This window comes from Hydrangea phyllody phytoplasma (genome assembly GCF_036985185.1).
In the GTDB taxonomy this organism is placed as follows: Bacteria; Bacillota_I; Bacilli_A; order Acholeplasmatales; family Acholeplasmataceae; genus Phytoplasma; species Phytoplasma asteris.
In genome coordinates this window covers 61,963-88,492 of sequence record NZ_BSDA01000002.1, presented here as the reverse complement: position 1 = coordinate 88,492, position 26,530 = coordinate 61,963, and the positions used below count along the sequence as shown (strand labels likewise).

Sequence of the window (26,530 nt, the reverse complement as noted above, 5' to 3'; positions counted from 1 at the left end):
TATTTTTTAATTATGATTGAGTATTTCTTTTTTTAAAAATAACAAAAAGCAAACTTAAAAAAGTGATGGAAATTAATATAATGCAAGCAATAACAATATAAAATCCATAATTTGTATTTTCGTCATTATCTGTTTTTTCGCTTGTTATTTTAGGAGATAATATTGTTTGTGAGTTGTTTTGCAACCCTTCTTTATTGGACATAGAAGTTGTTAATTTTTCAGATAAAGTATTGCCATCATTTAATAAAAGTGCGACTGCTTCTTGAACTTTTTCCATAACTAAGTCTTTAGTTGAATCTGGGTTTCCTACTTCTTCTGCAATTACATTTTCAATTGTTTCATCTAATTGATTTTGTGTTATGGGTGAGTCAAATGGAATATTATATTCTTTTTTAACTTCCGCAATAAACTCTTCTTTATTTATTTTTTTAATTTGATAAGTTAATTTAGCTTTTCCTTTATATTTAGGAGATTTATCCAATGCTTCAATGGTTATATAACCTTTTGAGCGATCTTTTTTAGGAAAATAAATATCTTCTTTTGTAATTACTAAACCATTATTTTTACTTTCAATGGCATTTAATAAATCCTCATTAGAAATCAATGCTTCACTGTGAATTTTATTTAATTCTATATCCCCTAAAGCTTTATTTTGAATTAAAACATTTAGGTCTTCTTTGACATTAAAAATAACTTCTACTTGACCTTTAATTTTTTTAGAATTTTCTTTTGCTTTGACAGTTGCTTTGTTATTGTTTATCGAAACAACTTCTAAATCGTCTCCAATAGCAAGACCACTTATATTTTTTTGATTTTTTACAATTTTTTCAATGATTTTTTTGTCATTTGGTGCACTTTCAAAAGATCCTATATTTTTTTCAATAGTGCTGATATCTATTGGTTCTGGTGGAGCAGCTTTTAAAGTGTAATTAAAACTTATTACAAATAAGATCCAAAGTAATAATGCACTTAAACAATAAATAAACCTTTGTTTTAAACAAGGTTGTTTTTGGTAAATATTTTTCAATGATTTTATTTTTGCTTTCTAATATCTTAATCTTTGCAAAATCCAAATGTACAAATTTGTAAAATGCAAAAAGTTTAAGATGAACTAAAGAATTTTAAACGAATTTATTACTAGCGGTTTTTGAAAATTTCTCGAATTCCTTTAAAATCCACTAATATTATAACTGAATCAAAACGAAAAAGAAACACTTTTTTATTTTTTATAAAAAAAATATTTTTCTTCTTTTAAATGCTAAAATAATGTTAAAATTTAAGTATTAAGATGTAGATAAAGTATAAAAATAAATGCAGAATTAATATTTTGTTTTCCGCCTTTTCCTCTTATTTTTGCTCAAATATCTGCTTATTATATGGATTAATATTGATTATTATGACCAAAATTAAAAAAATACCTTATCTACGCTTACATTTTATTTTATTTTGTGTTTGTGTTTTTGATTTTGCAAGTGTTTCCAACAAAATATACAAACAAAAAAACAACACAAGCAACAAACAAAAAAATTAAAATTAACAAAATTAACAAAAAAAATAAAAATAATAAAAAAGAGGTTAGAGAATGATTGATTTTAAAAAAGAGGTTTTAAAAAGAAAAGACGCCTTAATTGAGGCTTTGCAAACATTATTAAAAATTAATACTGAACTTACCACCTTTGATCCTAATAGAACAGGCGCTCCTTTTGGCGAAGGAAATCAACAAGCCCTTGATTTTATGCTTGATTTAGGCTCCCAAAGCGGCTTTAAAACCCTGAATTTAGAAGGATACGCTGGTCATATTGAATACGGCAACCAAAAAGAATGGGTTGGTATGATTGGTCATTTGGATGTAGTGCCAGCAGGAACTGGTTGGGACTATCCACCTTATGCGGCTTTAATTGTTGATGGCACGCTTTATGGCAGAGGAACCCAAGACGATAAAGGTCCTACAATGGCAGCTTTCTGGGCTTTGAAAATATTGCACGAACTAAATTTGCCGCTTTCCAAAAGAATTAAATTCATTTTGGGTGTCGATGAAGAAACTGGATTTCGTTGTATGAAACACTATTTTAAACAAGTCCCTGAATTACCTGTATCTGGTTTTGTTCCTGACAGCCATTTTCCTGCTATTTATTGCGAAAAAGGAATTGGGGATTTTACTTTTGAAGGCACAGTTTTAGATAATAGAATTGTAAGTATTCAAAGCGGGCAAGCCTCTAATGTTGTTCCTGATTTGGCACAAGCAGTTCTAAAATTTGATCCTAACTACTCAGATTTATTCCATAATTTTGTTAAAACCAACAGCATCAAAGCCACTTTAGAACCACAAGGCGATTTGTTAAAGCTTGAAGTTCACGGCGTTTCTGCGCATGGTTCGACTCCTGAAACAGGAAAAAATGCCCTTTATGATTTGATGAAAGTTCTTAAAGCATTGGGAATTACAAATGCTTTGGTTGATTTTTTTGATCAATATTTGGTAGATAGTTTGGATGGAAAAAAATTAGGCATTAATCACTTTGATGAAGAAACTTATAATTTGGTTTGTTTTTCTGGAGTTTTAAAATTAGAAAATAATCAAGCTTTTTTCACTCTTAATTTAAGATATCCTAAAGGAATTACATTTGAAAAAATCCTTTTTCAATTGGAAAAAGCAGCCAAGAGCCAACATTTTTGCCTCAAAACTACCCTTCATCATCCCATTATGTATGTTGATCCTAAAAGTGAATTAATGCAAACATTATTAAAAGTTTATCAAAAACATACTAATGATTTAGTTTCCAAACCTATGTGTGTGGGTGGTGGTTCTTTTGCAAAATGCGCCCCTAATTTAGTTCCTTTCGGACCTGTTTTCCCCAATCAAAAGTCTTTAGCTCATCAAGTGGATGAATCTATTTCAATTGACCAATTAATTACCTTAACTGCCATTTACACAGAAGTTTTATATCTTTTGTCCCGTTAAACATCAAACATTTATTCAATTAAAAAACAAGGAGTTATACAATTATGAATACTTATTTAGATTTATGTCGTTTTATTTTTCAAAAAGGCAGTTTTAGAAACGACCGCACTAATACAGGTACCAAAAGTGTTTTTGGCTACCAAATGCGCTTTAATCTTGAAGAAGGTTTCCCTTTGTTAACTACTAAAAAAATGAATCTTAGATCAATTATCCACGAACTTTTATGGTTTTTAAAAGGGGATACTAATATTTGTTATTTGGTACAAAAAAATGTTAATATTTGGAATGAATGGCCTTATCAAAAATATCAACAATCAGCTTTTTTTCAAAATGAAACATTCAAAGAATTTGTAGAAAAAATCAAAAATGATCCTCTTTTTGCCATAAAGCACGGTAATTTAGGTCCTGTTTATGGTAAACAATGGCGCGATTTTAATGGTGTTGATCAAATCAAATTTTTAATTTCTGAAATCAAAACCAATCCCAATTCCAGACGTTTGATTCTTAATTCTTGGAATCCGCCCTTATTAAACCAAATGGCATTGCCACCTTGTCATGTCTTAATTCAATTCTACGTTCATCAAGGCAAACTCTCCTTGCAACTATATCAACGTAGTGGAGATGTTTTTTTGGGAATACCTTTTAATATCGCTTCTTATTCTTTATTACTTATGATGGTCGCACAAGTAACTAACTTACAACCTTACGAATTTATCCATACTTTAGGAGATGCCCACATTTATTCCAATCACCTTGCACAAGTTCAGACCCAAATTCAAAGAACTCCTAAAAAATTACCTCAAATGATTTTAAATCCTGACATCAAAAATATTGATGATTTTAAATTTAGTGATTTTACTTTGCAAAATTATCAATGTGATGGCATTTTGAAAGGCGATATTGCTGTATGATTAATTTAATTACTGCCTTTGACGGCAATTATTTGATTGGCAAAGACAACAAACTACCTTGGCATTATTCCCAAGATTTACAATATTTTAAAAAAATTACCCTTAATCAAAATGTTTTAATGGGGTATGAAACTTATAAATCCTTAAAAAATTATTTCAAAAAAAAACCCTTTAATTTTAAAAAAACTTATGTAGCATCTTTAAAACATGATTTGGAATTGCCTAATTGTACTGTTGTTTCTGATTTGCAATCCTTCATGGCAAGTGATGCTGCCCAAGATATTTTTATTATTGGTGGAGGAAAAATCTATCAACAAACCCTACCTTGGGTAACAACTTTATACATCACCCACATTTTACAAAGACATCAAGGAAATGTTTTTTTTCCCAAAATTGACTTATCACAATACCAATTAATCCAAAAAGAAATTCACCCACAATTAATTTTTGCCATTTATCAAAAGAAATTAGATACGCCCAAATGTTAACTTTTATTTTTGTTGTCGTTTGGCTAACATCTGTTTTTTTGCAAACTTCCAAAACTATGCTAGTTGATTTTTCTTTTTGCTACAAACTGACAGTTAATTTAATTTTGGGTTTGTTGTTGGCTTTTTTAATAACGTTTATAATTTTGGTTTTTTGCCTCGTTTTAATGACTTTTTTGCCCCCTAATCATTATTTTAAAGGATTTGTTTCGCGTAGTTTGTCGCGTTTTGTCAACCGTTTTTTAAGAATTAAAGTAGTAGTTCAAAATCCTCATTTAATCCCTTCAAAAGAAAACGTTGTTATTTATGCCAATCACAAGTCATACACCGATCCTTTTGTTATTACAAGCGTTATTCCAAGAACTTTATCATTTGCTCCCAAACAAAATTTTAATTGTTTTTTTGGAACTGCATGGTTTTTAAAATTAGCTTTTTTATCTTTGGATTGTATGGTAATCTCAAGGGATGATATCAGAAAAACTGCCCAAAATTTAATAAAGGCAATGCCTAAAGTTAAAAATGGGATGGCAATGGTAGTTTTTCCTGAGGGAGGCATTAAAGATAGAAATAACGAACAAGCAATGCCACTTTTAGGAGGGGCTTTTAAAATTGCTTGCAAAAGTAAATCTTCTATTTTGCCTTTAACTATCAAAGGAGCCAATCAAATCAAAAATAAGCGTTTTTGGCAAAAAAAAATAGTAGAAATAATTATTCATCCTCCTTTAAAATACGATCATTATTGCAATACAAATATGCATCAAGTAGCTATTGATGTTCAAAATATTATCAACTCTAGTTTTAATTAAAATAATTATATTTTAACTTATTTTGATGTTATAATAAAATAGATGCTTAAAGAAATGCATAAAAAAGAAATATTTTTTTAATAAAGAAAGGTTTTATAATATGATTATTTTTAAAACAACTGCTTATTTTAATCCCCATTTAGATGATTTATGTTTTTTTGAAGAAAAAGAAGGAATCACTAAAAAATTAGTTTCAGCTTTAGAACCAAGTAACAAACAATCAGGACCTGTTGATTTATTTTGTCTTTCTTGGGCAATTTGTTTTTATAAAACTTCTAAAAAGATTTTAGCAGAACAAGACTATACAAATAAAGATTTAAAAGTAAAAGTAACTTTAGAAATGCAAAAAGATGATAAAGGTTTTTATTTTAAACCTACTGCTATTTTAGGAATTCAAGATATGACGCTGGAACAAACTGAAATAATCGCAGATACAACTCATAAAAGATGCCCTATTTCTCGTTTAATTAGTGCTGATGAAAATGTTTCTGTTAAAGTTGCAAATTACAATGAATTGATTACAGAATAAAATTTTTCATGATATAATAAAAAAACACCTTTTAAAGGTGTTTTTTTATTATATAACTTTGAAATTATAAATGTTTAAATGATCAAAATTATTCATGGTAAATTTTTTTTAAATCTTTATTTTTGTGAATAATTTTTTTTATTAAAGGGTTAAAAACATAATTATTATATTTAGCACCCGAAACTATTTCTTTTAAAAAAATGATATTCAATTGTAATAAATTTTTGGTAATGTTGGCATCTTTTGTCAAGGGAAAAGTTTTGTGAGGATTTTGCAAAAAACTTTTTAATATTTCTTGTTCTAAATTGCTACAAGACAATAAATAATTTATAATTTTGTTTTTAACATTTTTGCGATAAAAATAATTCATTATAAAAATAACTAAAAGACAAATAAAAACAATAAAAATAAATTTAAAAAAGATACTTTCAAACATTATTTTATTTGCCTTGTTTCATGCTGTTCATAATTTGACGAATTTGTTTTTCAGAAGGGGTACGACCCATTTGGCGAAACATTTCTTTGATTTGTTTTTCACTGATGGGAGGATTTTGTTGTAAATGTTTTTTAAACCAATGAAACATTAAAAACGCTCCTAAAACCCCGCCTAATAAAAATCCTATAATTGGATTTACATATAACCAAATATTGTTCATTTTGAACTCCTTTTTTCTTTTTCTTTTTTGTTTTTTCTTTCCTTGGTGAAAGTTTAAATTTTTTGATAAAATTGAATTTTTTTATTACCGTATTGTTTTTCTTTTTGTAAAACAAATTCTTTAATTTGTGTAGGCAAAACAATTTTGCGATGTAATTCACAAATAATAATGCTATTTTGATGTGTTAATTTGTCTAAATATTCAAAAGCAGGTAAATAAAAATCTTTAAAATAAGGAGGGTCTAAAATAATAAAATCAAAAATCAAGTTGGCTTTTTGGAATTTTTTTAAAGCTTGAATAAAATGACCACAAAAAATAATGCTTTGTTCTAAATCCAGTTTTAATTTTTGGTGGTTTTCTTTTAAGGTTTGAAAAGCTTTTAATGAAGCATCCACAAAATAGGCTTGTTTAGCATCTCTGCTTAAAGCCTCAAAACCATAAGAACCGTTGCCTGAAAATAAATCTAAAAAGATTTTGTTTTGGACTGAGGCTCCCAAAGTATTAAAAAGAGATTCTTTGACCAAAGAGCTAGTGGCTTTGGTGTGAGGTGATGGCACTAGTTTGATTTTGTGTCCTTTGAATTTTCCTCCGATGATAATTGTGGTCTTTGTCATGAAAATATTTTTCTTTTGATGGAGTTTTTCAAAGAGGATAAAATTTCTTGGTAATTGTAAGGCAAAGGGGATCCTTTTTGGCTGAAATAATCAAAATTACTTTTAAGAAGTTCATATACGGCTTGATTGAGGTTAAAGTAGGCTAGCTTTTGAAAATATTTTATTTGGGAAAAATTTCGTTGAGGTTCTAATTTGTCACTTAACAATACAATTTTATCGCAATAATTCATTTTTTTATCACCCCAAACATGTTTTTTGATGGCATTAAGAATAGTGACATTTGTGATGCCAAATTCTTTTTTTAAGATGTTTGCAGCAGATAGAGCGTGAAAAATAGCAGGCGTTTTGCTGTATTTTTGGATATTGGCTTGAGTAAGATAGGGTTTTTGTTGTTCTAAGGTGTCGTTTTTGGTGTAATCATGAAATAAAGCTGCAATTTGAATAGGCAACAAAGGTTTGTTATAATGTCTTGCCATTTTGGTAGCAGCGCGATAAACTCTTATAGTGTGTTCTAACCGCAAAGGATAGTTTTTTAATTTAGTTTCGACAGCTTGACGAATTTTGTGTAACAACATATTATTTTCATTTTTCTTCAAAGTCTTGAAATTTTTCTTTCCAAAGGTGATAATCTTGTTTTTTGAGATTGGTTAAAAACTTTTTTTCACGATAAAAACGATTGAATTTGGTAAACGCGCTTTCTTGAAAGCGATTTAGGGGTTTTACCAATAAAGAACAAAAACCTGCTTGATTAGCTCCTTTGATATCTGTTTGAAGTTGGTCTCCTATCATCAACATTTGTGTGGGTTCCAATTTGAGAAGTTGGCATGCTTTTTGAAAAGCTGTAGGGGATGGTTTTTTGTTTAATAAATTTAAATATATAAAAGTAAAATCATTTTTTAAAACTTTGTGGAGGCGTTTTTTAGAGGCATTAGAAAGAATAACGACTTTGAAAATAAGAGATAATTTAGTTAAAAGGTTTTTAATTTGTTCATCTAAAATATCTTTGTTACATTCAATTAAAGTATTGTCTAGATCAAAAATTAACGCTTTAATGTCTTGTTTTTGAAACAACTCAAAAGGAATTTGCAAGACACAAGGAAAATAGTGTTGAGGGATGAAAAATTTGTTGGGGCAAGTCATTTTATTGGACATCTACAATTTTGACTCTAAAAGTGTTTCCAGTTTCGCCGGTAACAAAAACAACATCTCCTATTTGGTGCCCTTTGATATTTTGTCCTAAAGGAGATTCAATCGAAATTTTGTTGGTAAAAGGATCTGCTTCCAAGGTGCTTACTAATTCAATTTCTTGTTGTTGCTTGGTGTGTAAAAGCTCCAAAGATACTTTTTTGCCAATACTTACTTCTCTTTCTTTGGAAACTTTAACTACGCGGGCATTTTTTAAAATATTTTGGATTTCTGAGATGCGATGTTCTATTAAAGCTTGTTCGTTTCTAGCAGCATCATAATCAGCGTTTTCGGATAAATCTCCTTGTTCGCGCGCTTCTTTTAAAGCTTCTAAATTTTCTTTTCTTTTAACTTCTTTTAAAAAAGTTAATTCTTTTTTTAATTTTTCTATTCCTGATTGGGTAAGTTCATAAATTTTATTATTCATAAATAAAAGACCTTCTTTTTTTATTTTTTGATGGTTTTTCAAAATTCCTAAATTATTTTTTGAGATAAGAAATAATCAACCCATCACCTACATCTTGAAAAGTGGTGCAAAAATCTGGGTGATTTGTTAAAAAAGTTTGAAAATTATGCATTTTTTTGAAAATCCCTTGATTATTTTTAGTCGTTTTGGCTTTTTTAAAACAACTTAAATTAAGGTTATCAAAAACGATAATGCCTTGTTTTTTGAGTAAAGGAGCATATTTGAAAAATAACTTTTGATATTGGGCTTTGGCAGCATCAATAAAAATTAAATCATATTTTTTTAAATTGCAAGTAGGATAAATTAACGCCTCTGCCCAAATGACATTTATGTGATAGGGAGTTTCTTTTAAAAAGTTTTTAGATAAATTATAATTTATAAAATCTCTTTCTAAAGTATCAATTTTAGTGCTAAGAGAGCTCATAGCCAAAGCGCTATATCCAATGGCAGTTCCGATTTCTAAAATATTTGTGATTTTGTTTTGTGAAATTACATCAAGTAACAAAGCTAATCCTTGGTCTTGGATAATGGGGATTTTGTTTTCTTGGGCGTATTTTTTTAATTTTTGTAAGTTTTTTTCTTTGTTAAAATCAAACATTTCAATGCTCTTTGTTTGGGTGTAATTTGATATAATCGAGATAATTTTGTAAAATGATGGTTGCTGCAATTTCGTCTTTCATTTGTAAAATTTTGCCCTTTTTTTTGTTATTGGTTTTTAACATTTGGATCGCTTGTACGGTAGATAAACGTTCATCCCATAAAATTACTTTTACTTGCTCAAACTTGTTTTCTAGCGTTTTTTTAAAATCACTACTTATTTTGGCTTTAATTCCTATGTCGTTGTTCATGTGTTTGGGGTATCCCAAAACAATTGTTTTAATTTGATATCGAGAAATGATTTCTTGTAAAGGTGCAATCAATCGATCGTATTTGTGGGTGGCAAAAATAATAGTTTTGAGGTTTTGGGCAATAATTCCTGTTTGTGATAAAGCGATTCCTAAAGTTTTTTCACCTAAATCCAACCCCAAAGATGCATTATTTTGGCAGTTTAACATAATAAAACATTCTCATTTTTCAAAAAATGGTTTGAATGATAAAAATTATTCTTTTTTTCTTGGTTTTGGTTCAACTTCATTTTATCAATTTTTTTGTGTTTTTGGGCAAATAATTTTATTAATAATTGTTTAAAAGATTTGAAAAATAGTGGTTTTGGGGTTTTAAAAAGGTTTAATTTTAATTTTTCTTCCGCTTTGATTATTTTTTTCTTTTTTATTTTGTTTTTTTTGTCATTTCGAACACCTTTTAACAATTTTTAGGATTTTTTTCCTTGAGGATTTTTTTATTATAAATTTTTTAAACAGTTTAATTTATTTCTAATTTGGTTTTTACAAAATTAAGCACTTGTTCTAAATTTTTAGTTTTTTTGGTGCCCCCTTGAGCTAAACTAGCATTGCCACCACCAGAACCACAAACCAAGGATACAGCTTCTTTAATCAAATTACCTGCATGTAGAGTTTTGCTTTTGCATAAAAAAACAATTTTTTCAGGTTGCACATAAGATAAAAATAAAACTTCTAAATGGTATTTATCAAAAATATGATTCATAAAAAATTTGAGAACTTCTAAAGGTTTTTCTTCTTCAATGGTTAACATAATTTTTTTGGTAATTTGTGGTGGTAAAAAATTAGATTCTGCTTGTACCATATTTTTTTGATGATATTCTAAAACTTTTTTTTCAAAAAGAACTAAGGCTTGTTGTTGTGCTTTGATATGTTTTTGATAATTGAGAATATCTTGATAACTTTGGGTTATTGGAGGAAAATTTTTAACATCAAAAATGAGGTTTTGCGTTTGTAAGAATTTTGCTTTTTGGGTTAGTTGGTGCAAGTCGTTTTGGTAAGGAACTAATTTGGCGTTGAGGCTTTCTTGGCAATTGTTATTACAAACTGCCTCAATGCGGTAGATACCAGAGCTAATGCTGTCGCATGACAAAATAGTAAAATGTTCTAAATCTTTAGTATTTGTGGCATGTGTTCCTCCGCATAAATCCACTGAAAAAGTATCAATACTTACGATTCTTACTTTGTCTTTGTATTTGGCTTTTTGATTTTGTTCTAGAAGAGTGGCGTATTTTTTTTGGGCGTCTGGGATTGAAAGTTGTTCAATTTTGACTGGAACACTTTTTTGAATTAGTTGGTTTACTTCTTTTTCTATTTGTAATAAAGTTTGGGGAGTAATTTTTTCAAAATGATTAAAATCATAACGTAAAGAGCTAAATCCCACTGATGAACCTTGTTTTTTGAGGTGGCTGCCTAATTGTTTTTGCAAAACTGCTTCTAAAAGATGTGTTGCTGTGTGATGATAAGAAATTTGATTGCGTTTAGTCTTTTCAATGCAGGCATAAACTTCTTGACCTTCGCAAAAGTTGCCTTGAACTTCGTGCAAAATTTGTCCGTTTGGTAGTTTAGTTATTTTGGTAACTTTGGTGTTGTCAATCCAACCTTCATCTTCTATTTGTCCTCCCATATTAGCATAAAAAGGTGTTTTTTCAAGCACTATTCCTTTGTCAAAAACTTTGATTACTTTGGTTTTGCAAGTAAAATTTGTATAACCTATAAATTCGCTGGGAGTTAAAAATTGGAGAAATGCTTCTTCTTGCTTATTCATGTGTGTTTGCGATGTTTGATTTTGTTTACTTAAATTTTGGTGGTCGTGGAGTAATTCTTGGAATTTTTGGTAGTCTGTTGTAATGTTTTTCTTTTTAGCATAATCCAAAATTAAATCTTCAGGAATGCCGTAAGTGTCGTATAATTTGAAAAAGTTTTGTCCTGATAAAGTGTTTTGGGTGAGATGTTGTAAAAAAGTTTTTTCGGCAGTTTTGAGAGTTTGTTCAAAAATATTTTCTTGTTGCAATAGCACTTTGGCAATCATTTCTTGGTTGGTGCATAGTTCTTTGTAAAAATCTTTCATCATTGCAACTGTTGGAGGCACTAATTGATGTAAAAAAGGTTTGTCTAAACCTAGTTTTTTGCCTTCGTTAGCAGCTCTTCGTAATAATTTTTTTAAGACATAGCCCCTTTTTTCGTTAGTGAGGGCTGCTCCGTCATTGATTGCGAAAACCAAAGTTTTTAAGTGATCTGCAATAATTTTAAAACTTTCTTGTCCTGTGTATTTGATTTGTGTCATTTTTTCCAAAGCTTTTATTAAAAGAAAGAAAAGGTCTGTTTCAAAATTGGTTTTGGTGTTTTGCAAAATACAGGCTAAACGTTCTAAACCAGCCCCAGTATCAATGTTTTTGCTTGGTAGTTCTTGATATTTTTCGATAGGTAATTTAGGGTCGCAATTATATTGAGAAAAAACAATATTCCAAATTTCGATAAAGCGGTCGTTTTCTAAATCTTGGATAATTAGTTCTTTGTTGCGAGGGTCAAAAGTTTTTCCTCTGTCAAAAAAAATCTCGGTGCAAGGACCAGAAGGACCAGGACCTATTTGCCAAAAATTGCTCTTTAAAGGAATAAGGTGGTTTTTTTCTACTCCTAAGTCAAGCCAATATTGATAAGTATCTTGGTCTTGAAAAAAATAAGTGATGTAGAGTTTTTCTAAGGGAAAAGCAAACCATTTAGGCGAAGTTAACAACTCAAAGGCGTAGTGGATAGCTTCTTTTTTAAAATAATTTCCGATAGAAAAATTGCCTAACATTTCAAAAAAAGTATGATGGCGCGAGGTTTTTCCTACGTTTTTGATGTCGTTGGTACGAATACATTTTTGCACGTTAGTAATGCGTCTAAAAGGAGGTGTTTGTGTGCCATCAAAATATTTTTTTAAAGGGGTAATGCCTGCATTAACCCATAATAAGTTAGCTTCGTTTCGTGGTATCAAAGAAGATGATTTTACGATGTGATGGTTTTTGCTTGCAAAAAATTTGAGCCAGATTTGTCTAATTTCAAAAGATGTCATTATAAAAACTCCTTTAATTGGGTGATATTTGGGGTGATATTTGATATTAATTTGGTCTTTGATTTGTTTTTTTTTGATACAAATAATAATTAGTTTATTAAAATGCGTTTTGCATTAATTTTGATTTGCGATATATAATTGATATCTAACATGTGTATAAAATTAAAAAACCGATCAAACTTAATTTTAACATTTTTTTATGGCTTTTCGTTATTTTTTTGCATTTTTTCGTTATTTTTTTGACTTATTTTGGTTTTGCAAAAGCTAAAAATATTATTTTTTAATTGTTGATAATTATAAAAAGGATTGTTTTAAAAAATGATATAATTTAATTGTTGTTTTAAAATAACAAAATAATTTTAATTTAACATTTTTTATTAATTTATTTCGATTTTTTATTAATTTAATTTTTTTCTTTTTTGAGTCAAAAACAAATAATTATAATCATACAAAAAACAAAAAGTGAAAGTATCAAAAGTGAAAATCACATCTTTTTACAAATTTTTTAATTCTTCATTTTTTTCAATTTATTTTATTAAAATTAAAAAAAATTTAAGCTCGTTATTGTTAGTGATTTTTTCTTCAATAATTTTAATTTTGGGGCTTTTTGATAGTTGTTTGCAAACGCATCTAGACTCATTTGCTTATTGTAAAAATATTTTTCATTATACAAGACAAAGTATTTTTTTAATTTTGGTAGTTGCAATAATTGCTTTAACTAAATATAGAACTACTAAATTTTATCAAATATTAAGTTTTGTTACTTTGGTAAATATTTTAATTATAAGTTTGGTTTTTTGTGATTTTATTGAAGACCACAAACAGCATTTTATTTCTGCAAATTGGCAAATGCAGCTAATTCCTTATTATTTGCAATATGTTTTTGCCCCTTTGATTTATTGTTTTTATGTGTGGAAACAACCAATTACTTTTTTGGGTTGGAAAAAAGTATGGATAGTTTTTGTTCATCCTTTTTGCTATTTTTTGTTATCTGCTATTATTTTTGGTTTTAAAGCGGATTTGAAATCGCATTTTATTAATCCTTATTACCAAAATAATTTAACAGTAGCTTATTTTAAACTTTTTGTCTCTTTTTTGCTTTTGGCAATGGGTTTAATCGGAGTGCAAAAAATAAAAATTCATCCTTTTTATAAAGGTGCACTTTTAGTGCTAGGAGCATTTTTGATTTGTGTTATTCCTAGGGAAAAAAGTGATTGGAATCATGCCAAAGAATTGGTGTTTTACCCTCAACAAATGGGTTCTTCTCTTTTTCCTGAATCACAAGATATTGCTAAACAATTAAGTAATTTAGTGCTTGAATTTGAAGGAAAACAAGACACAGGTTTAAAAACAGGTGAAAAAATTTTGGAACTAGGAGCAGGCAGTGGTAATGTTACTAAATATTTAGTACAAAAGTTTGGTGCCCAAAATGTTATTGCTTTGGAATATGATAAAGAATTATGTAATGTTTTGAGAAATAAATTTCCAGGTTTAACAGTTATCGAAGGAGATGCTTGTAATTTTATTGAATTGTTAAAGAAGCAAATTGATGAAACTCAAATAAAACAAATAAAAGGGATAGTATCTACTTTGCCTTTGAGTATTTTTTCTAAAGAACAATTGCAAGAACTAAATAAAAACCTTGCCACAGTAATTAAACAAAATAAGATTAGGTTTGTTGAATATCGCTTTTTGCTATTTTTACGTGAAAAACACATTATTGGAGATGGTGTAGAAGAAATTCAAGATACTAAAAATCAAATTTTTGTTTCTAGTGCAATTTTACCAACCAAAGTTTTTATTTTTGCTGCTACTGATGTTACAAAATAATATCATTTTATAAAATAAAAAGTTAACTTATTTTAAGTTAACTTTTTTATATTTTAGGGATTTGGCAATATTAATTTAATATGCGTTTAATTGCTTGTTCTAAAAAATGTTTATCGATTTGGTCTTTGTTATTTCTGATAGCCAAAATTAAAGCCTCATTGAGAATGGCTGCAAGTTGGGCACCTGATGCACCTTCAGTAATTAAAGCTAATTTGTAAAAATCAACATCCAAAGAAATATTTTTATTTTTAGCATGAACTTTTAGAATAGCTTCTCTAGCTTTTAGATTAGGTAAATTAATTTTGATTTTACGGTCAAATCTACCTGGACGAATCAAAGCAGGATCTAGCATATCTATTCTATTAGTAGCAGCAATAATGATGATTTGTGAAAGTTTAAAAAAACCATCCATTTCTAATAAAAGTTGGTTTAGGGATTGGTCGTGTTCTCGTGATTCTATGATGGAGTTGTTTTTTCTTTTTGCTCCTAAAGCATCTATTTCATCAATAAAAATAATGCAAGGAGTAGTTCTTTTGGCTTTTTGAAATAAATCTCTTATTCTAGAAGCTCCAACGCCTACATAAACTTCGACAAATTCAGAACCAGAAACAGCATAAAAAGGATTTTTGACCTCATTAGCTAATGCTTTTGCAAGTAAGGTTTTTCCTGTTCCTGGAGGTCCTTCTAATAATACTCCTTTAGGAATTGTAAAGCCCATTTTATGATATTTTTGAGGATGTTTTAAGAAATCTATTAATTCTTGGATTTCTTTTTTTTCTTCTTCAAGACCTGCTACATCTGCAAAAGTTATTTTGTCTTTGGAAGAATCAATGTTTGTATTAAATTTATTTATTTTGTTTGATAACATTTGTTTAAGATGAATTAAAATATAAAATCCAAAAATAAAAGAAACAAGATAACTTATAAATTTGAAATATAATTCTAAAAAATTAAATTGGATATTTTCTTTGACTTCTACCAAAACATCTTTATATGAATAAAAAGCATATACTAAATAATCATAATTGGAGGCTGCCATTTTACAATAATATTTTTGATTATCAAAACTTTCTGCTTGGATTAAATAATGTTCTTTGTTCCAAATGCTGTATTGGCTTTTATAAGTATAATGAATTTTTTTAATTTCGTTGACTTTAAATTTTGCAAATAGTTCGTATATATTTATTAAAGAAGCGTTTTTTAATTGATTTTTTTCTATCCAAAAATATGATAATTCTAGACTAATTAAAAATAATAAAATTAAAGATAATGGCAAAATAAAGCAGATAATAATTTTGTTTTTTTTAAAAAGTTTGAAAAACACTAAGTAAGTCTCCATGATGAAATTTATAAAAGAAAAGGTTATAAAAAAATTATTTTAATTAAATTTGTGTGTAATTAAATTAATAAAAGTGAATAGCGCACAAAAATTTATGTTATTTGGGTTTGAAAAAAAGATTTTCCAAAATTTAATTTTCCTTGGAAAAACCATATAAAAACTCCATATTATCTTTAAGACGTAAATTAATTAAATAAAATAAAGCTCCTATGATGGTATTACTTACAATAACTGATGAAAAACTATAAATAAGATTAAGCGACCAAGAATAAGAAGGACTTGGGATGAACCACTTTAAAAAAGTTTTTTTGGCAAAGTTTTCTTGTAATAAATTAATAAATAAAATGCTTGAAATAATTTGAACTACACTAATTAATACTAAAGTTATTATAATAGGTGTTTTTTTGGTGAGATGATTTAAGTTTTTTTGATAAAATAAGCCCGAAAAAGAGCAGACAATATAGGGAAGAAAAAATCTGTAAAGGAAAATAAGGGCTTTGCTTGCATGTTCGTTTTCGTGGTCATGACTATGATTATGATTTTCGTGTGTATGGTGTAATAACACTTCCATAAAAGAAAATTCCAAAACATAATGAATTAAAAGATAAAATAAACTAGCCCAAAATCCGTATTTAGGTCCAAAAAGATAACCTATTAAAATGATAAAAATTAATTCAATGCGAAAAAAAGCATAATTGCAAGGGATTGTTGCATTAATAGTATAACGAGAAAGAAGTTCCAAACCAAAAGCCAAAAATAATAAGAAAGAAATGGCAATGATTTTTCTTAAAACATTTTTTTGATTATTTAACATAAATATACCTTCGATTTTATTTTCATATTTTATTTTGCTAGTTTTTTGTGTAGTTTTTTCGTTGTTTATCTTTTTTTTGATAGTCTATATAAAAATTTTTCAATTTAGAACTATTTTAGTAATTGCTAATAATTTAAATTTTTAAGTTTTTCTTCTAAAATACCTTCTTTAAGTAAGCTTAAAAAATCATCATTAGTAGCATCCAAAATATAAAAACCGATGTTTGTTTTTTCCAAAACTTCTTGTATTTTTTCAGTTTGATAAGTTATTCCTTCAAAAAGTTTGCTAAATTGTTCTAAATTATCTTCTTTGTGAAAAAAATCTCCAATCAAAGTCATTTTTTCAATTAAACCAAATCTAATATCTAAAAAAATTTCTAATCCTCCCCAAGAAAAACGTTTTTTAAGTATTTTGGTGTGATGGGGTTGGGTTAAGAATAAAAATTCATTGGAAGCAAATTGGAGAGAATCTTTTTCTATTGATTTTATTTCTTGGTCACTAAGTACATAAGTTTGGTCAGTTAAAGCCTCAGTTAAATACTGCATTAACTTTTCTTGTGACATATCTGGAAGATAGCCTTTGAGGTTAGTTACTCGGGAACGTACACTTGCAATTCCTTTAGAAATTAATTTTTGGTCGTTTGGAGTAATTGTGTTTATCATAGTTTGAAAATCGCAATTATAAAGAAGTGTTCCATGAGTTACCATGCCATTTTGGTTTTGCATAAAGGCATTTCCAGAAATTTTTTTGCCTTCTAGTAAAATGTCGTTTCTGCCACTAAATTCAACATTAAGTCCTAATTTTTGTAATGCAACGACAATTTTAGCTAAAAAAGGTTTAAAACTGAAATTTTTTTCTTTTTTGGCAATAATACTAAAAAGAGGAGTTTGAGGATCATTATAAACACATCCTCCGCCAGTAGGTCTTCTAAATAAAGGAATTTTATGTTCTTTGAGGTAATCTAAATTAACTTCGTTTTCAATTATTTGATTTTTCCCAACTACAACTCCTTTGATTTTCCAAATAAAAAAGAAGCTTTTTTCAGGGTTTTGCTTTAATAAATGATTAAGGGCGTATTGTTCTAGGGCGTAATAAAAATAAGGTTTAAGGTCGCAGATGCGATTAATTTGAATCAAAATCATAATAAAATCCCCTTTTAAAATATTATTAAAATATTATTAAAATATTATAAATGTTTTTTCCAGTAATATTATATCATTTATCAGTTATGTAGACTCATATTAATTTTTTTTGCCTTTTTTCTCTAACTCCAAAATCAAATCATTTAAATTTTTTCCCTCTATTTTCCACCAAAACTAAATTATAAATTATAGATTAAAAAAACATAATTTTTGCCATTTATAAATGTTATTTTAGTCAAAAAAATATAAATTTATCCAAAATTAGAACTGCTATAAATTAAATAAAATTATTGAGAGGCTCAAAAAAAGCCTCTTTTTTTAATATATAAAATTGCAAGGAAAACACTCATGATCTACAGATTAGTGAGCAAAAAAATTGTTTTTTTTTTTTTGTGATAAAATGATATTGATAGCAGTTTTTTATTTTTAAATTGCTTTTAAAAAATTTTTAAAATAAGGGGGTCATTTATCATAAAAAAATAATAGTGTAGATTTTTCCATTTTAGTAATATTTATTTTATTTCTTATTTCGTTTTTTTATTCTTTTTTTATTTCGTTATTTTTTAAGTTTTTTGCGTATTTGTATATTTGTATATTTTTTTATTTATTTTGTAAAGTTTTTAAAATTATCAAATATAGCGATAGATTACACGCGTGTTGGTTATTTACGTGCAGCCCCGCTCCAAACCGTACAAGCAAGTTTCCAAGCATACGGCTTTCCCTAAATTAATTATATTCAGGCTCACATCTCTTTTTTGAAGGCCAGTATTTCGCAACTGCTTTACCTAGGATACACCCTAGCTCCTCCACGAGTCCTTATTTCTTAACGAAATAATCGCTCCGCCCAGTTAAGGTCCTATATTACCCCGAATCCTGTTTTCATTTCGGTATGTCCCGCATTTATTCTAGGAAGTTTTCTTTTCGGACTTTTGTCTTACCACACCTAAGTGAGCCGTGACAGTCTTCCATTCTTATATGGTATTGTCATATAATTGGTGTCAGGGTTTGGGCGCCTAATAATATAGGTTTAACATTTCTGGATTCAGAAATTTAGACTCTTTTTTGCTTCTGGTTTAAATTAATTTACTGACTCCTTCGCCTTGTACCTAGCTTTCCTAGGCTCCGTGTGAGGGCAATTATCTTGGTTATTCCAAACCAAGTTTTAATTCCTCCGACTACTAAAAGTCTCTTTTTCCTTGAACCCAAAGGCATTTTAATTTCCTCTGTTTGGGGTGGTTTTTAGGAATCTCGAATTTCCGACATCATTATGCCCGATAGTTTTAGGTTCGCTTTCGTTGTTAAAGCTTGTGGCTAGACTAGAACACTTTGTTTCCGCCAACGACATCATGAAGGGTGCTAATTAAAGCTACATGTGATTATATATAAAGACTTAAATCATATCTTCATATCTTACCTTCATTCCAGGGTTTCAATAACTTGCCCTTGAAGTTCTTAAATTACGATAATTTCCGCGATTAGGGATTTGCACCTTTTCCATGACTATCTTAGTCTTGCGAAAGCATCTTGGCTAGTTATTTCACCTCACTCCGCTTTTACGGTCTGCTGTAATCCACCATTCTTTCGTTTGGCTGACCGACCGCATGACCTCACGGAATAATCAAATCCGTGGCAACTGGCTAGATTACTATAATGATGCGTTTATTCGCGCCCATTTAATTATAAGTGTTTGGGATACATCGAGATTTTGCTTTCTAATAATCACCCATTTTTTATTTTTTTAAAAAAGAAGTTTTTTTAATTATGTTTTTAACCCAAGTTATTTTTTATAATAATTTTAACAACATTAATAATAATATTTAATAACAAAACAAAGATAATCATTAGCAAAAAAAATAATATGATAGGAGAAAAACATTGCAAATAAATAATTCAAGCAAACAATCTAAACCATTTAATAATTTAAAATTATCTAAATTTTATTTTTTATTAGTTTTTTCAACTCTCTTTTTTATACTTTTTTTTAATTTAGCTACACAAGTGAAGACTTTAGTATATGAAGAAAATGATTTACAAATTCAATCAGTAACAGTAGCCGAAAACCAAGTTAACAATTCAGAAACTAAAGATAAAACTAAAAATTCTAAATTACCTCTAGTATTGACTTCTGTAGGACTAACAAGTATAGTTTTCTTACTTTTAGCCAAGAAGTTAAAAAAATAGTTGATTAATGTTATAAAACAGCTAAGGAACTTTTAACAACTAATAAAGTTTTAGTAGAAAAACTAACTAAAGCTTTAATGAAAAAAAATACCCTAAACCAAAGTGAAGTTTATGCTTTAGATGAAGAAGCTCAAACAGAAACAAAAGGAAAAGGTAAGCCAGAAAAAGAAAAACAAGCTGTTGAAAATGAAAAAGAACAAAATGAAAAAGATCAAAATACAAAAGAACAATCCACTAAATCAACTAAATAAAAAGTAAAAAGATAAAGAGCTCTTTTGGGAGCTCTTTTTTTTATTTTAATTGTTATCTTTTTTGCCTTTTTTCTCTAACTCCAAAATCAAATCTCTTAATGTAGCTGCTTTTTCAAAATCAAGGGTTTTGGCAGCTTCTTTCATCATTTTTTGTAAACGTTTAATTTCTTTATTTTTAGCTGTAATATTTGTATGTGTTTGCAACTTTTTTTGTCCCTTAACTTTACCATTTTCATTTTCATTTTGGGCACTTTCTTTTTGTTTGATTGAAATTGTTTCTAAAATAGTTTTTTTAAGAGCAGTTGGTGTTACTTTCATTGTTTCGTTGTATTGTTGTTGGATTTTTCTTCTACGATAAGTTTCTTCAATAGCAATTTGCATAGCAGGAGAAATAAAATCAGCATACATAATAGCTTTGCCTGTAATGTTTCTAGCTGCTCTTCCAATAGTTTGGATAAGGCTTCTTTCGTTTCTTAAAAAACCTTGTTTGTCAGCATCCAAAATAGCTACTAAAGCTACTTCAGGTAAGTCAAGTCCTTCCCTCAAAAGATTAACTCCCACCAAACAATCGTATTTTCCCAACCTTAGATCTTTTAAAATTTCAAGTCTTTGTAAAGATTTAATTTCACTGTGTAAATAAGCTACTTTGATGCCTAAATTTTTTAAATAAGCAGTTAGGTCCTCGCTCATATTAATAGTTAAAGTAGTTATCAAAATTCTTTGATTATTTTTAGTTTGGTGTTTAATTTCAAAGTAAAGGTCATCCATTTGGTTGTGGGTTGGTCTTATTTCAATTTCTGGATCAAGGACAAAAGTAGGTCTTATAATTTGTTCTACAATGGGGATTTTTTTAGTTAATTCATAGTTGCCAGGAGTAGCCGAAAGATAGATAACTTTATTCATTTTGGTTTGGAATTCATGGAATTTTAAAGGTCTGTTATCAAGGGCACTTGGTAGTCTGAAACCGAAATTTACTAAGTTGGTTTTACGAGAAAAATCACCAAAATACATTCCTTTAATTTGGGGAATAGTTACATGAGATTCGTCAATAATGGTTAAAAATTCATTTCCAAAAAAATCAATTAAAGTTGATGGTGCCTCGCCTTTTTCTTTGAGTGCTAAATGTCTTGAATAATTTTCAACACCATTGCAATTGCCTATTTGTTCTAACATTTCTAAATCATGTAAAGTGCGCATTTTAATTTTTTGGGCTGCTAAAAGTTGGTTAGTTTTTTCAAAATGATTAATTTGTTCCTTTAATTCTTGGCGAATTCTTTTGATACTTTCTTGTAATTTTTGGGTATTTGTAGCATATAGACTAGCAGGAAAAAGAGTAATTAATTTAAGATTCGTAATTGCTTTGCCATTTAAAACATCAAAATTTTGAATATTTTCAATTTCATTGCCAAAAAAAATAATGCGGATACCAATTTCTTTGCTAGATGAGGCAATAATTTCTATAATGTCACCTCTTACTCGAAAAGTTCCTCTTTGAAAATTAATTTCATTTCTTTGATATTTTAATTCTATTAATTTGTTGATTAATGCTTGCCTTTCGTACTTATCTCCAATTTGTAAATGTAGTGTTAATTTTTGATAATCTTTAAGGTCGCCGACTCCATAAATGCACGAAACCGAAGCAACTACAATTACATCATCGCGGTTAAGTAATGAACCTGCGGCACTATGACGCAACTGATCAATTTCATCGTTGATTTTGGAGTCTTTTTCAATGTAAGTGTCGCTTGATGCTACATATGCTTCTGGTTGGTAGTAATCATAATAAGAAATAAAATATTCTACGCGATTGTTGGGGAACATGGCTTTTAATTCGTTGTAGAGTTGTCCTGCTAATGTTTTGTTGTGAGCAATAACCAAAGTTTTTTGTTGTAAATGTTGAATAATATTTGCAATGGTAAAAGTTTTTCCAGTGCCAGTAGCTCCCAAAAGAATTTGTTCTTGTAAACCTTGTTTAAAATTATTAACCAATTTTTGAATTGCTTGGGGTTGGTCGCCACTTGGTTTTAAAGAACTTTGCAATTTAAATAAATTTGTTAAACTCATTTGTTGCTCCTTGCATTTGTTTTTTTATTTTGGTGATTTTTTGGTTTTTAATTTCAAAATATTTAGATGGTTGTTTTTCTGTGTTCCAAAATTTTTGTCCATGTTTTTATAAATATTTTTAATAAATGTCTATTTACCCACTTTTATAAACTCTTTTTAATTAACAAAAACAACTTTTGATTAATTCCTATTTTTTGAAAATCTTGCAAAGTGGATTTTTTGATGGCTTCTAAATTTTCAAAATGATTTAAGATGGCTTTTTTTCTAACAGCGCCAACTCCTTTTATATTTGATAAAGTAGTTTTATAATCTAGTTTGTTTTTGGTTTTGCGGTGAAAAGCAACAGTGAAACGATGGACTTCTTCGCTTAAACTTTTTAAAAAATAAAATAAATTAGGGTTTTGTTCCAACATTAATTTTTCTTGCAAAGTTACAAGATGAGTTAATTGATGTTTGTTATTTTTTTGCAATGCTCCTAAAGGAATTTCATAGCCTAGTTTCTTTAAAGTTTTTTGGCTTTGTCTTAACTGTCCTAAACTGCCATCAACCAAAATTAAATCTGGTGAATCATTTTTAACTTCCTTGTATTTGTTATAACAACGTGTAAGTGTTTCTTCAAAAGCTTGATATTCGTTAGGAAATTTTCCTTTAATGTGAAAAGTTCGATAAAGTTTTTTGTCAAATTCAAAATGATTAAATACAATTCTTGCTGCCACAAAGGCTTGTCCAAATAGTTGAGAATTATCAAAAACATCAATTCTTTTAATATTTTTATTAAAAATAATTGCCAATTTGTCTAAGGATTCTTGGATTTTTTGGTCTTTGGATTGATAGATTAAATTATTGTTAGTTAAATCATTTTGGGAGTTTTTTAAGGCTAGCAAATAAAGTTTCTTTTTGTCTCCTTTATGAGCAATATTTACTTTGGTTTGCAAGATTTGTTCCAATAAAGTTTGGTTAGCTATCATTTGTTGCAAAATAGTTTCATCTTGGCTTTTGCCTGTAATAATTATGTCTGGTTTAAGGTTTTTTTGATAATAACAATTAAGATAAGTTAAAATGTTTTCCCACACAAAGCCCACATATGAAAAAACGCTATGATAAGAATCAACGATATTTCCTTGGCGCATTTTTAAAATTTGAATTGATATTTGGTCTTGATTAAATGCATAGGCAAAAATATCGCAATTTTTGAGTTTTTGATTGCTGATAAGTTGTTTTTTGGTAGTCTGTTTGATTGAATAGATAATATCTCGATATTCTTGGGCTTTTTCATAAAACATTTTTTCGCTAGCTGTTTGCATTAAATGGTGTAATTTTTTTAAAATATCTTTGATATTTCCTTTTAAAAATTTAGTAATTGCCTCAATGTTGGGTTTATAATTAATTGTTTTTCCTGCGCAAGCACCGAGGCATTTATTGATGTGAAAATGAAGACACGGTTTTTTTGATGCTAACGGACATCTTCTTAAAGGATACAAAAGATGCAACAATTTTAAGGTTTCTTTGGTGTTTTTAAGATTGGGATAAGGACCAAAAATTATTTTTCCTGGAGGAATTTGTTTGAATCGCGAAATTTTTAATTGTGGGTGCTTTTCTTTAGTAATTTCAATATAAGGGTAAGTTTTGTCATCCAAAAGTTTGAAATTATATTTAGGAGTGTGTTTTTTGATTAAGTTAGCTTCCAAAATTAAGGCTTCTTGTTCGTTGTTAGTAATAATGTAGAAAAAATCTTGGGTTTCTTCAATTAGCATCGTTGTTTTTAAGTTGTTGCTTTTGGTAAAATAACTTTGGACGCGTTTTTTTAAATTTTTGGCTTTGCCAACATAAATGATGGTATCATTTTTGTTTTGGAAAAGATAACAACCAGGATTGGGCGGTAAAGTTTTTATTTTTTCTAAAAGAATTGACATTTTAAATTACTTCCGTTTATTGAATTGTTTTTTTGATTTTTTACCCAATTTAAGGGTGGTTTTATTTTCTGGTTTGGTTTTGGCGTTTTTTTTATTTTGCTTATTTTTATTTTGCTTCTTTTTTTATTTATTTTTCGTTTGTTTTCATTAACTTTATTATATCAAAATTACCATTCTTTTTTTGAAATGATTAAAAAAAATTGAAGTATTTTTGATAATAAACTGATTTTTTCCAAACTAAAATAATAATTCATAAATAAATTGTAAAATAAGTTTATTTTTGATTTAGAATAGAAGTATAGTTTTAGATTATAAAATAGTAAAATGAAAAAATCAAAACTAAAAGACTTTAAAAACAACCAAATAAAGGAGATGAGGTGTTCCAAAATGAATATACCCACCAAACCCAAAAGTATTCTTTCTATCCAATCTCATGTAGTATATGGCTATGTTGGAAATAAAGCAGCAGTTTATCCTTTGCAAAATATGAATTTCGATGTTTGGCCTATCAATACAGTTCAATTTTCCAATCATACAGGTTATCAAAAGTGGCAAGGACAAATTTTTAACAAACAAAATATAGTTGATTTGGTAGAAGGTCTTTTTGCTCTTGGAGTAGAAAAACAGTGTCAAGCTATTTTAACAGGATATATGGGATCTTTAGATATTTGCGAAGCTGTTTTGGAAATTGTTGCAAGATTTAAACGAACGAACCCTGATATTTTATATTTATGTGATCCTGTAATGGACAATAACAGATGTTTTGTTAAGCCTGAAATAACTTCTTTTTTTAAAAATAATTTGCAAGCAGATATTATTACTCCTAATCAATTTGAAGCTGAATTTTTGTCTGGTATTAAAATAAATAATGTCTCGGATGCTATTAAAGTAGCAAATCATTTCCATAATTTAGGAGTTAAAATTGTAATTATTACAGGTATTAATTTTCAAGATGAAAAATATTTTCAAGTGTTTGCATCAAATGCTACAAAAAAATATTTGGTGCAGGCTCACAACAAAGAAAAAAACATTGATATTTCAGGTACAGGAGATTTATTTGCTAGTCTTTTTCTGGGTTTTTATTTGAAATATGAAAGAAATATTAAAAATGCTTTGGCTCATGCTGTTTTTTATCTTAATAAAGTTGTTCTAAATACTTTGTTATCACAGCAAAAAGAATTGCAATGTTTATCTGTTTTATATAAACAAGTTAATTTAGCAAAATTGCCTCAAGTCATGGAAATTAACGATTAAATTATTGATTAAAAAAATGCCTTTTTAATAAAAAAGACCAACTTTTTAAGTCAGTCATAATGTTATTTTTGGAAATATTTTATTTTTTTAGTATTTGAACGCAGTTATTTTTTACAACTTCAACTACATCCAAAAAGTAAAATCTTTACAATCCATCCGAAAAGCTTTATTTTTGGGTTTTTCTTTTGATTTCCCAATAGCAACTAATAATACAGGCAAATATCGAACATCAATATTTAACCCTTCATTGATTTTTTTTGCGTTAAAACCTCCCATAGGGCAAACATCATAATCATATTTTTTAGCAGCTAACATCAATTGCAACGCTCCGATGCCACCTTCTAAAAATAACTCATTTTGCAGTTTTACTTGGGAAATTTGTTTGTAATAATCATCAATTTTTGTAATTACTTGTAATTTGGTTGCATCAGATATTTGTTTTTGTAAAACTTCTTGTTGATAAATTTTTTCAGCTAAGGCACTTTTTTGAGCATCGCAACACAACAAAATCATAGCAGAACAAGTTTCTAATTGAGTTTTGTTGCCATATAAAAAAGGAGCTATTTTTTGTTTGCTCTTTTCGCCTTTAAAAACAAAAAAACGCCATGGTTGCAAATTAAAAGCAGAGGGCGCTTGGAAAACTGTAGCCAAAATTGCTTCTAAAATATCATTTGGTATTTCATGATTGGCGCAAAATTGGCGCACAGTTTTAATTTTTAAAAAATCCATAAAAAGCTCCTAAGATTTTGTTAATTTCAACTTGATTATTATATTTAGTTAAAATAATTTTAATATTGCATCGTTTTAAAATTTTTTAAGTTAGTATTTGTAATTTTGGAAAGACAACAATTTAAACAGCAAAAAATTATTTTTTCAAAGTTTGCATTTGTGTTTCTTATTTTGTTTTCAAAAAACTCCTATAATCCAAATTATCCAAATATATTATAACATTTTTTATTATTAAAATACTAACTGTTTCATTTATTTAGACAACTTAATATTTTAATATAACATTTAAATCAACTTAACTGAAACGCTCCAATAATTTGCCCCCAGCAAAGAATGAATAATTTTAGTCTCAAACTGTTTATGCAGTTTGGGGTTTTTTTGTTTATCTGACAATTTTATTTAATTTTGACAATCAAAAACCTCATTATATTAAAAGAAAAGTAAG

The 26,530-nt window shown here is 28.2% G+C and carries 26 protein-coding genes; 10 read left to right on the top strand and 16 right to left on the bottom strand.

Features of this window, described 5'->3' with window-relative positions; all coding sequences use genetic code 11:
• Positions 1-10: 10 nt before the first annotated feature.
• On the bottom strand, positions 11-1,027 hold the full coding sequence (locus AACP42_RS01295) for a hypothetical protein (RefSeq protein WP_249402814.1): 1,017 nt from the start codon (positions 1,025-1,027) through the stop codon (positions 11-13).
• Between the two features lie 555 nt (positions 1,028-1,582).
• On the opposite strand from AACP42_RS01295, the gene pepV reads away from it, so the two are divergent.
• The 5 genes from pepV (at position 1,583) to AACP42_RS01270 (ending at position 5,690) form a co-directional block, all read left to right on the top strand.
• A complete protein-coding gene (gene pepV, locus AACP42_RS01290) occupies positions 1,583-2,959 on the top strand; it encodes a dipeptidase PepV (RefSeq protein ID WP_212775404.1) in 1,377 nt (458 codons plus the stop codon).
• Between the two features lie 44 nt (positions 2,960-3,003).
• Entirely contained in the window at positions 3,004-3,870 is an 867-nt protein-coding gene (locus AACP42_RS01285) for a thymidylate synthase (protein WP_212775403.1), read from the top strand.
• Positions 3,867-4,358, top strand: coding sequence for a dihydrofolate reductase (locus AACP42_RS01280; protein WP_212775402.1), 492 nt, complete (start codon positions 3,867-3,869; stop codon positions 4,356-4,358). The genes AACP42_RS01285 and AACP42_RS01280 overlap by 4 nt, the downstream gene beginning before the upstream one ends.
• The gene (locus tag AACP42_RS01275) at positions 4,352-5,161 is read left to right on the top strand and encodes a lysophospholipid acyltransferase family protein (protein ID WP_212509042.1); all 810 of its coding nucleotides are present in this window, start codon (positions 4,352-4,354) and stop codon (positions 5,159-5,161) included. The genes AACP42_RS01280 and AACP42_RS01275 overlap by 7 nt, the downstream gene beginning before the upstream one ends.
• A gap of 100 nt (positions 5,162-5,261) precedes the next feature.
• Complete coding sequence (locus AACP42_RS01270) at positions 5,262-5,690, top strand: OsmC family protein (protein WP_212509043.1); 429 nt, start codon at positions 5,262-5,264, stop codon at positions 5,688-5,690.
• Between the two features lie 88 nt (positions 5,691-5,778).
• Here AACP42_RS01270 and AACP42_RS01265 read toward each other — a convergent pair whose 3' ends face one another.
• From AACP42_RS01265 to alaS, 9 genes are all read right to left on the bottom strand, one after another.
• A complete protein-coding gene (locus tag AACP42_RS01265) occupies positions 5,779-6,126 on the bottom strand; it encodes a super-infection exclusion protein B (protein WP_212775401.1) in 348 nt (115 codons plus the stop codon).
• Between the two features lie 4 nt (positions 6,127-6,130).
• Positions 6,131-6,346, bottom strand: a complete 216-nt coding sequence (locus AACP42_RS01260; protein ID WP_011160672.1) for a YneF family protein — start codon at positions 6,344-6,346, stop codon at positions 6,131-6,133.
• 53 nt (positions 6,347-6,399) lie between these two features.
• Positions 6,400-6,960: a 16S rRNA (guanine(966)-N(2))-methyltransferase RsmD gene (gene rsmD / locus AACP42_RS01255; RefSeq protein WP_212509046.1), complete on the bottom strand. Its 561-nt coding sequence runs from the start codon at positions 6,958-6,960 to the stop codon at positions 6,400-6,402.
• Complete coding sequence (gene yqeK, locus AACP42_RS01250; RefSeq protein ID WP_212775400.1) at positions 6,957-7,535, bottom strand: bis(5'-nucleosyl)-tetraphosphatase (symmetrical) YqeK; 579 nt, start codon at positions 7,533-7,535, stop codon at positions 6,957-6,959. The genes rsmD and yqeK overlap by 4 nt, the downstream gene beginning before the upstream one ends.
• 7 nt (positions 7,536-7,542) lie before the next feature.
• A complete protein-coding gene (locus AACP42_RS01245; RefSeq protein WP_212775399.1) occupies positions 7,543-8,112 on the bottom strand; it encodes a YqeG family HAD IIIA-type phosphatase in 570 nt (189 codons plus the stop codon).
• Positions 8,102-8,572, bottom strand: coding sequence for a transcription elongation factor GreA (greA, locus tag AACP42_RS01240; protein WP_212509049.1), 471 nt, complete (start codon positions 8,570-8,572; stop codon positions 8,102-8,104). The genes AACP42_RS01245 and greA overlap by 11 nt, the downstream gene beginning before the upstream one ends.
• A gap of 52 nt (positions 8,573-8,624) precedes the next feature.
• Positions 8,625-9,209, bottom strand: a complete 585-nt coding sequence (locus AACP42_RS01235; protein ID WP_212775398.1) for an O-methyltransferase — start codon at positions 9,207-9,209, stop codon at positions 8,625-8,627.
• Between the two features lies 1 nt (position 9,210).
• Positions 9,211-9,666 (bottom strand): Holliday junction resolvase RuvX, encoded by a 456-nt coding sequence (gene ruvX, locus AACP42_RS01230; protein ID WP_212509051.1) that lies wholly within the window; start codon positions 9,664-9,666, stop codon positions 9,211-9,213.
• Positions 9,667-9,973: 307 nt separating this feature from the next.
• Positions 9,974-12,568 (bottom strand): alanine--tRNA ligase, encoded by a 2,595-nt coding sequence (gene alaS / locus AACP42_RS01225; RefSeq protein WP_212775397.1) that lies wholly within the window; start codon positions 12,566-12,568, stop codon positions 9,974-9,976.
• A gap of 570 nt (positions 12,569-13,138) precedes the next feature.
• Between alaS and AACP42_RS01220 the strand changes: the two genes are divergently transcribed.
• The gene (locus tag AACP42_RS01220) at positions 13,139-14,398 is read left to right on the top strand and encodes a methyltransferase domain-containing protein (protein ID WP_249402813.1); all 1,260 of its coding nucleotides are present in this window, start codon (positions 13,139-13,141) and stop codon (positions 14,396-14,398) included.
• Between the two features lie 70 nt (positions 14,399-14,468).
• Here AACP42_RS01220 and AACP42_RS01215 read toward each other — a convergent pair whose 3' ends face one another.
• From AACP42_RS01215 to AACP42_RS01205, 3 genes are all read right to left on the bottom strand, one after another.
• Positions 14,469-15,722, bottom strand: a complete 1,254-nt coding sequence (locus AACP42_RS01215; RefSeq protein WP_249402812.1) for an AAA family ATPase — start codon at positions 15,720-15,722, stop codon at positions 14,469-14,471.
• Between the two features lie 145 nt (positions 15,723-15,867).
• On the bottom strand, positions 15,868-16,551 hold the full coding sequence (locus AACP42_RS01210) for an ECF transporter S component (protein WP_042068183.1): 684 nt from the start codon (positions 16,549-16,551) through the stop codon (positions 15,868-15,870).
• 125 nt (positions 16,552-16,676) lie between these two features.
• Positions 16,677-17,693, bottom strand: coding sequence for a lipoate--protein ligase (locus tag AACP42_RS01205; protein ID WP_034172406.1), 1,017 nt, complete (start codon positions 17,691-17,693; stop codon positions 16,677-16,679).
• 572 nt (positions 17,694-18,265) lie between these two features.
• On the opposite strand from AACP42_RS01205, the gene AACP42_RS01200 reads away from it, so the two are divergent.
• The 3 genes from AACP42_RS01200 (at position 18,266) to AACP42_RS01190 (ending at position 20,125) form a co-directional block, all read left to right on the top strand.
• Positions 18,266-18,418 carry a hypothetical protein gene (locus tag AACP42_RS01200; protein WP_339332556.1) on the top strand — a complete coding sequence of 51 codons (153 nt, stop codon included), beginning with the start codon at positions 18,266-18,268 and terminating at the stop codon, positions 18,416-18,418.
• A 1,150-nt stretch (positions 18,419-19,568) separates the two neighbouring features.
• Entirely contained in the window at positions 19,569-19,874 is a 306-nt protein-coding gene (locus tag AACP42_RS01195; protein ID WP_212775504.1) for a hypothetical protein, read from the top strand.
• Positions 19,875-19,951: 77 nt separating this feature from the next.
• A complete protein-coding gene (locus tag AACP42_RS01190) occupies positions 19,952-20,125 on the top strand; it encodes a hypothetical protein (RefSeq protein ID WP_212509062.1) in 174 nt (57 codons plus the stop codon).
• A 45-nt stretch (positions 20,126-20,170) separates the two neighbouring features.
• On the opposite strand, the gene uvrB is transcribed toward AACP42_RS01190, so the two are convergent.
• Together uvrB and uvrC are read right to left on the bottom strand one after the other, a co-directional pair.
• The gene (gene uvrB / locus AACP42_RS01185) at positions 20,171-22,189 is read right to left on the bottom strand and encodes an excinuclease ABC subunit UvrB (protein WP_212775505.1); all 2,019 of its coding nucleotides are present in this window, start codon (positions 22,187-22,189) and stop codon (positions 20,171-20,173) included.
• 143 nt (positions 22,190-22,332) lie between these two features.
• Complete coding sequence (gene uvrC / locus AACP42_RS01180; RefSeq protein ID WP_212775506.1) at positions 22,333-24,102, bottom strand: excinuclease ABC subunit UvrC; 1,770 nt, start codon at positions 24,100-24,102, stop codon at positions 22,333-22,335.
• Between the two features lie 387 nt (positions 24,103-24,489).
• Between uvrC and pdxY the strand changes: the two genes are divergently transcribed.
• Positions 24,490-25,356, top strand: a complete 867-nt coding sequence (pdxY, locus tag AACP42_RS01175) for a pyridoxal kinase (protein WP_212775507.1) — start codon at positions 24,490-24,492, stop codon at positions 25,354-25,356.
• Positions 25,357-25,479: 123 nt separating this feature from the next.
• Here pdxY and AACP42_RS01170 read toward each other — a convergent pair whose 3' ends face one another.
• Complete coding sequence (locus tag AACP42_RS01170; RefSeq protein WP_212775508.1) at positions 25,480-26,085, bottom strand: nitroreductase family protein; 606 nt, start codon at positions 26,083-26,085, stop codon at positions 25,480-25,482.
• Positions 26,086-26,530: the final 445 nt, after the last annotated feature.

What these genes read in the sequence shown, in the direction of transcription:
- AACP42_RS01265 (WP_212775401.1), bottom strand. Translation starts at nt 6,126, where the DNA reads ATGTTTGAAAGTATCTTTTTTAAATTTATTTTTATTGTTTTTATTTGT.
- AACP42_RS01285 (WP_212775403.1), top strand. Translation starts at nt 3,004, where the DNA reads ATGAATACTTATTTAGATTTATGTCGTTTTATTTTTCAAAAAGGCAGT.
- AACP42_RS01245 (WP_212775399.1), bottom strand. Translation starts at nt 8,112, where the DNA reads ATGTCCAATAAAATGACTTGCCCCAACAAATTTTTCATCCCTCAACAC.
- AACP42_RS01280 (WP_212775402.1), top strand. Translation starts at nt 3,867, where the DNA reads ATGATTAATTTAATTACTGCCTTTGACGGCAATTATTTGATTGGCAAA.
- AACP42_RS01260 (WP_011160672.1), bottom strand. Translation starts at nt 6,346, where the DNA reads ATGAACAATATTTGGTTATATGTAAATCCAATTATAGGATTTTTATTA.
- uvrB (WP_212775505.1), bottom strand. Translation starts at nt 22,189, where the DNA reads ATGAGTTTAACAAATTTATTTAAATTGCAAAGTTCTTTAAAACCAAGT.
- yqeK (WP_212775400.1), bottom strand. Translation starts at nt 7,535, where the DNA reads ATGTTGTTACACAAAATTCGTCAAGCTGTCGAAACTAAATTAAAAAAC.
- AACP42_RS01205 (WP_034172406.1), bottom strand. Translation starts at nt 17,693, where the DNA reads ATGATTTTGATTCAAATTAATCGCATCTGCGACCTTAAACCTTATTTT.
- AACP42_RS01270 (WP_212509043.1), top strand. Translation starts at nt 5,262, where the DNA reads ATGATTATTTTTAAAACAACTGCTTATTTTAATCCCCATTTAGATGAT.
- AACP42_RS01235 (WP_212775398.1), bottom strand. Translation starts at nt 9,209, where the DNA reads ATGTTTGATTTTAACAAAGAAAAAAACTTACAAAAATTAAAAAAATAC.
- ruvX (WP_212509051.1), bottom strand. Translation starts at nt 9,666, where the DNA reads ATGTTAAACTGCCAAAATAATGCATCTTTGGGGTTGGATTTAGGTGAA.
- alaS (WP_212775397.1), bottom strand. Translation starts at nt 12,568, where the DNA reads ATGACATCTTTTGAAATTAGACAAATCTGGCTCAAATTTTTTGCAAGC.
- rsmD (WP_212509046.1), bottom strand. Translation starts at nt 6,960, where the DNA reads ATGACAAAGACCACAATTATCATCGGAGGAAAATTCAAAGGACACAAA.
- pdxY (WP_212775507.1), top strand. Translation starts at nt 24,490, where the DNA reads ATGAATATACCCACCAAACCCAAAAGTATTCTTTCTATCCAATCTCAT.
- AACP42_RS01170 (WP_212775508.1), bottom strand. Translation starts at nt 26,085, where the DNA reads ATGGATTTTTTAAAAATTAAAACTGTGCGCCAATTTTGCGCCAATCAT.
- pepV (WP_212775404.1), top strand. Translation starts at nt 1,583, where the DNA reads ATGATTGATTTTAAAAAAGAGGTTTTAAAAAGAAAAGACGCCTTAATT.
- AACP42_RS01210 (WP_042068183.1), bottom strand. Translation starts at nt 16,551, where the DNA reads ATGTTAAATAATCAAAAAAATGTTTTAAGAAAAATCATTGCCATTTCT.
- uvrC (WP_212775506.1), bottom strand. Translation starts at nt 24,102, where the DNA reads ATGTCAATTCTTTTAGAAAAAATAAAAACTTTACCGCCCAATCCTGGT.
- AACP42_RS01275 (WP_212509042.1), top strand. Translation starts at nt 4,352, where the DNA reads ATGTTAACTTTTATTTTTGTTGTCGTTTGGCTAACATCTGTTTTTTTG.
- AACP42_RS01190 (WP_212509062.1), top strand. Translation starts at nt 19,952, where the DNA reads ATGAAAAAAAATACCCTAAACCAAAGTGAAGTTTATGCTTTAGATGAA.
- greA (WP_212509049.1), bottom strand. Translation starts at nt 8,572, where the DNA reads ATGAATAATAAAATTTATGAACTTACCCAATCAGGAATAGAAAAATTA.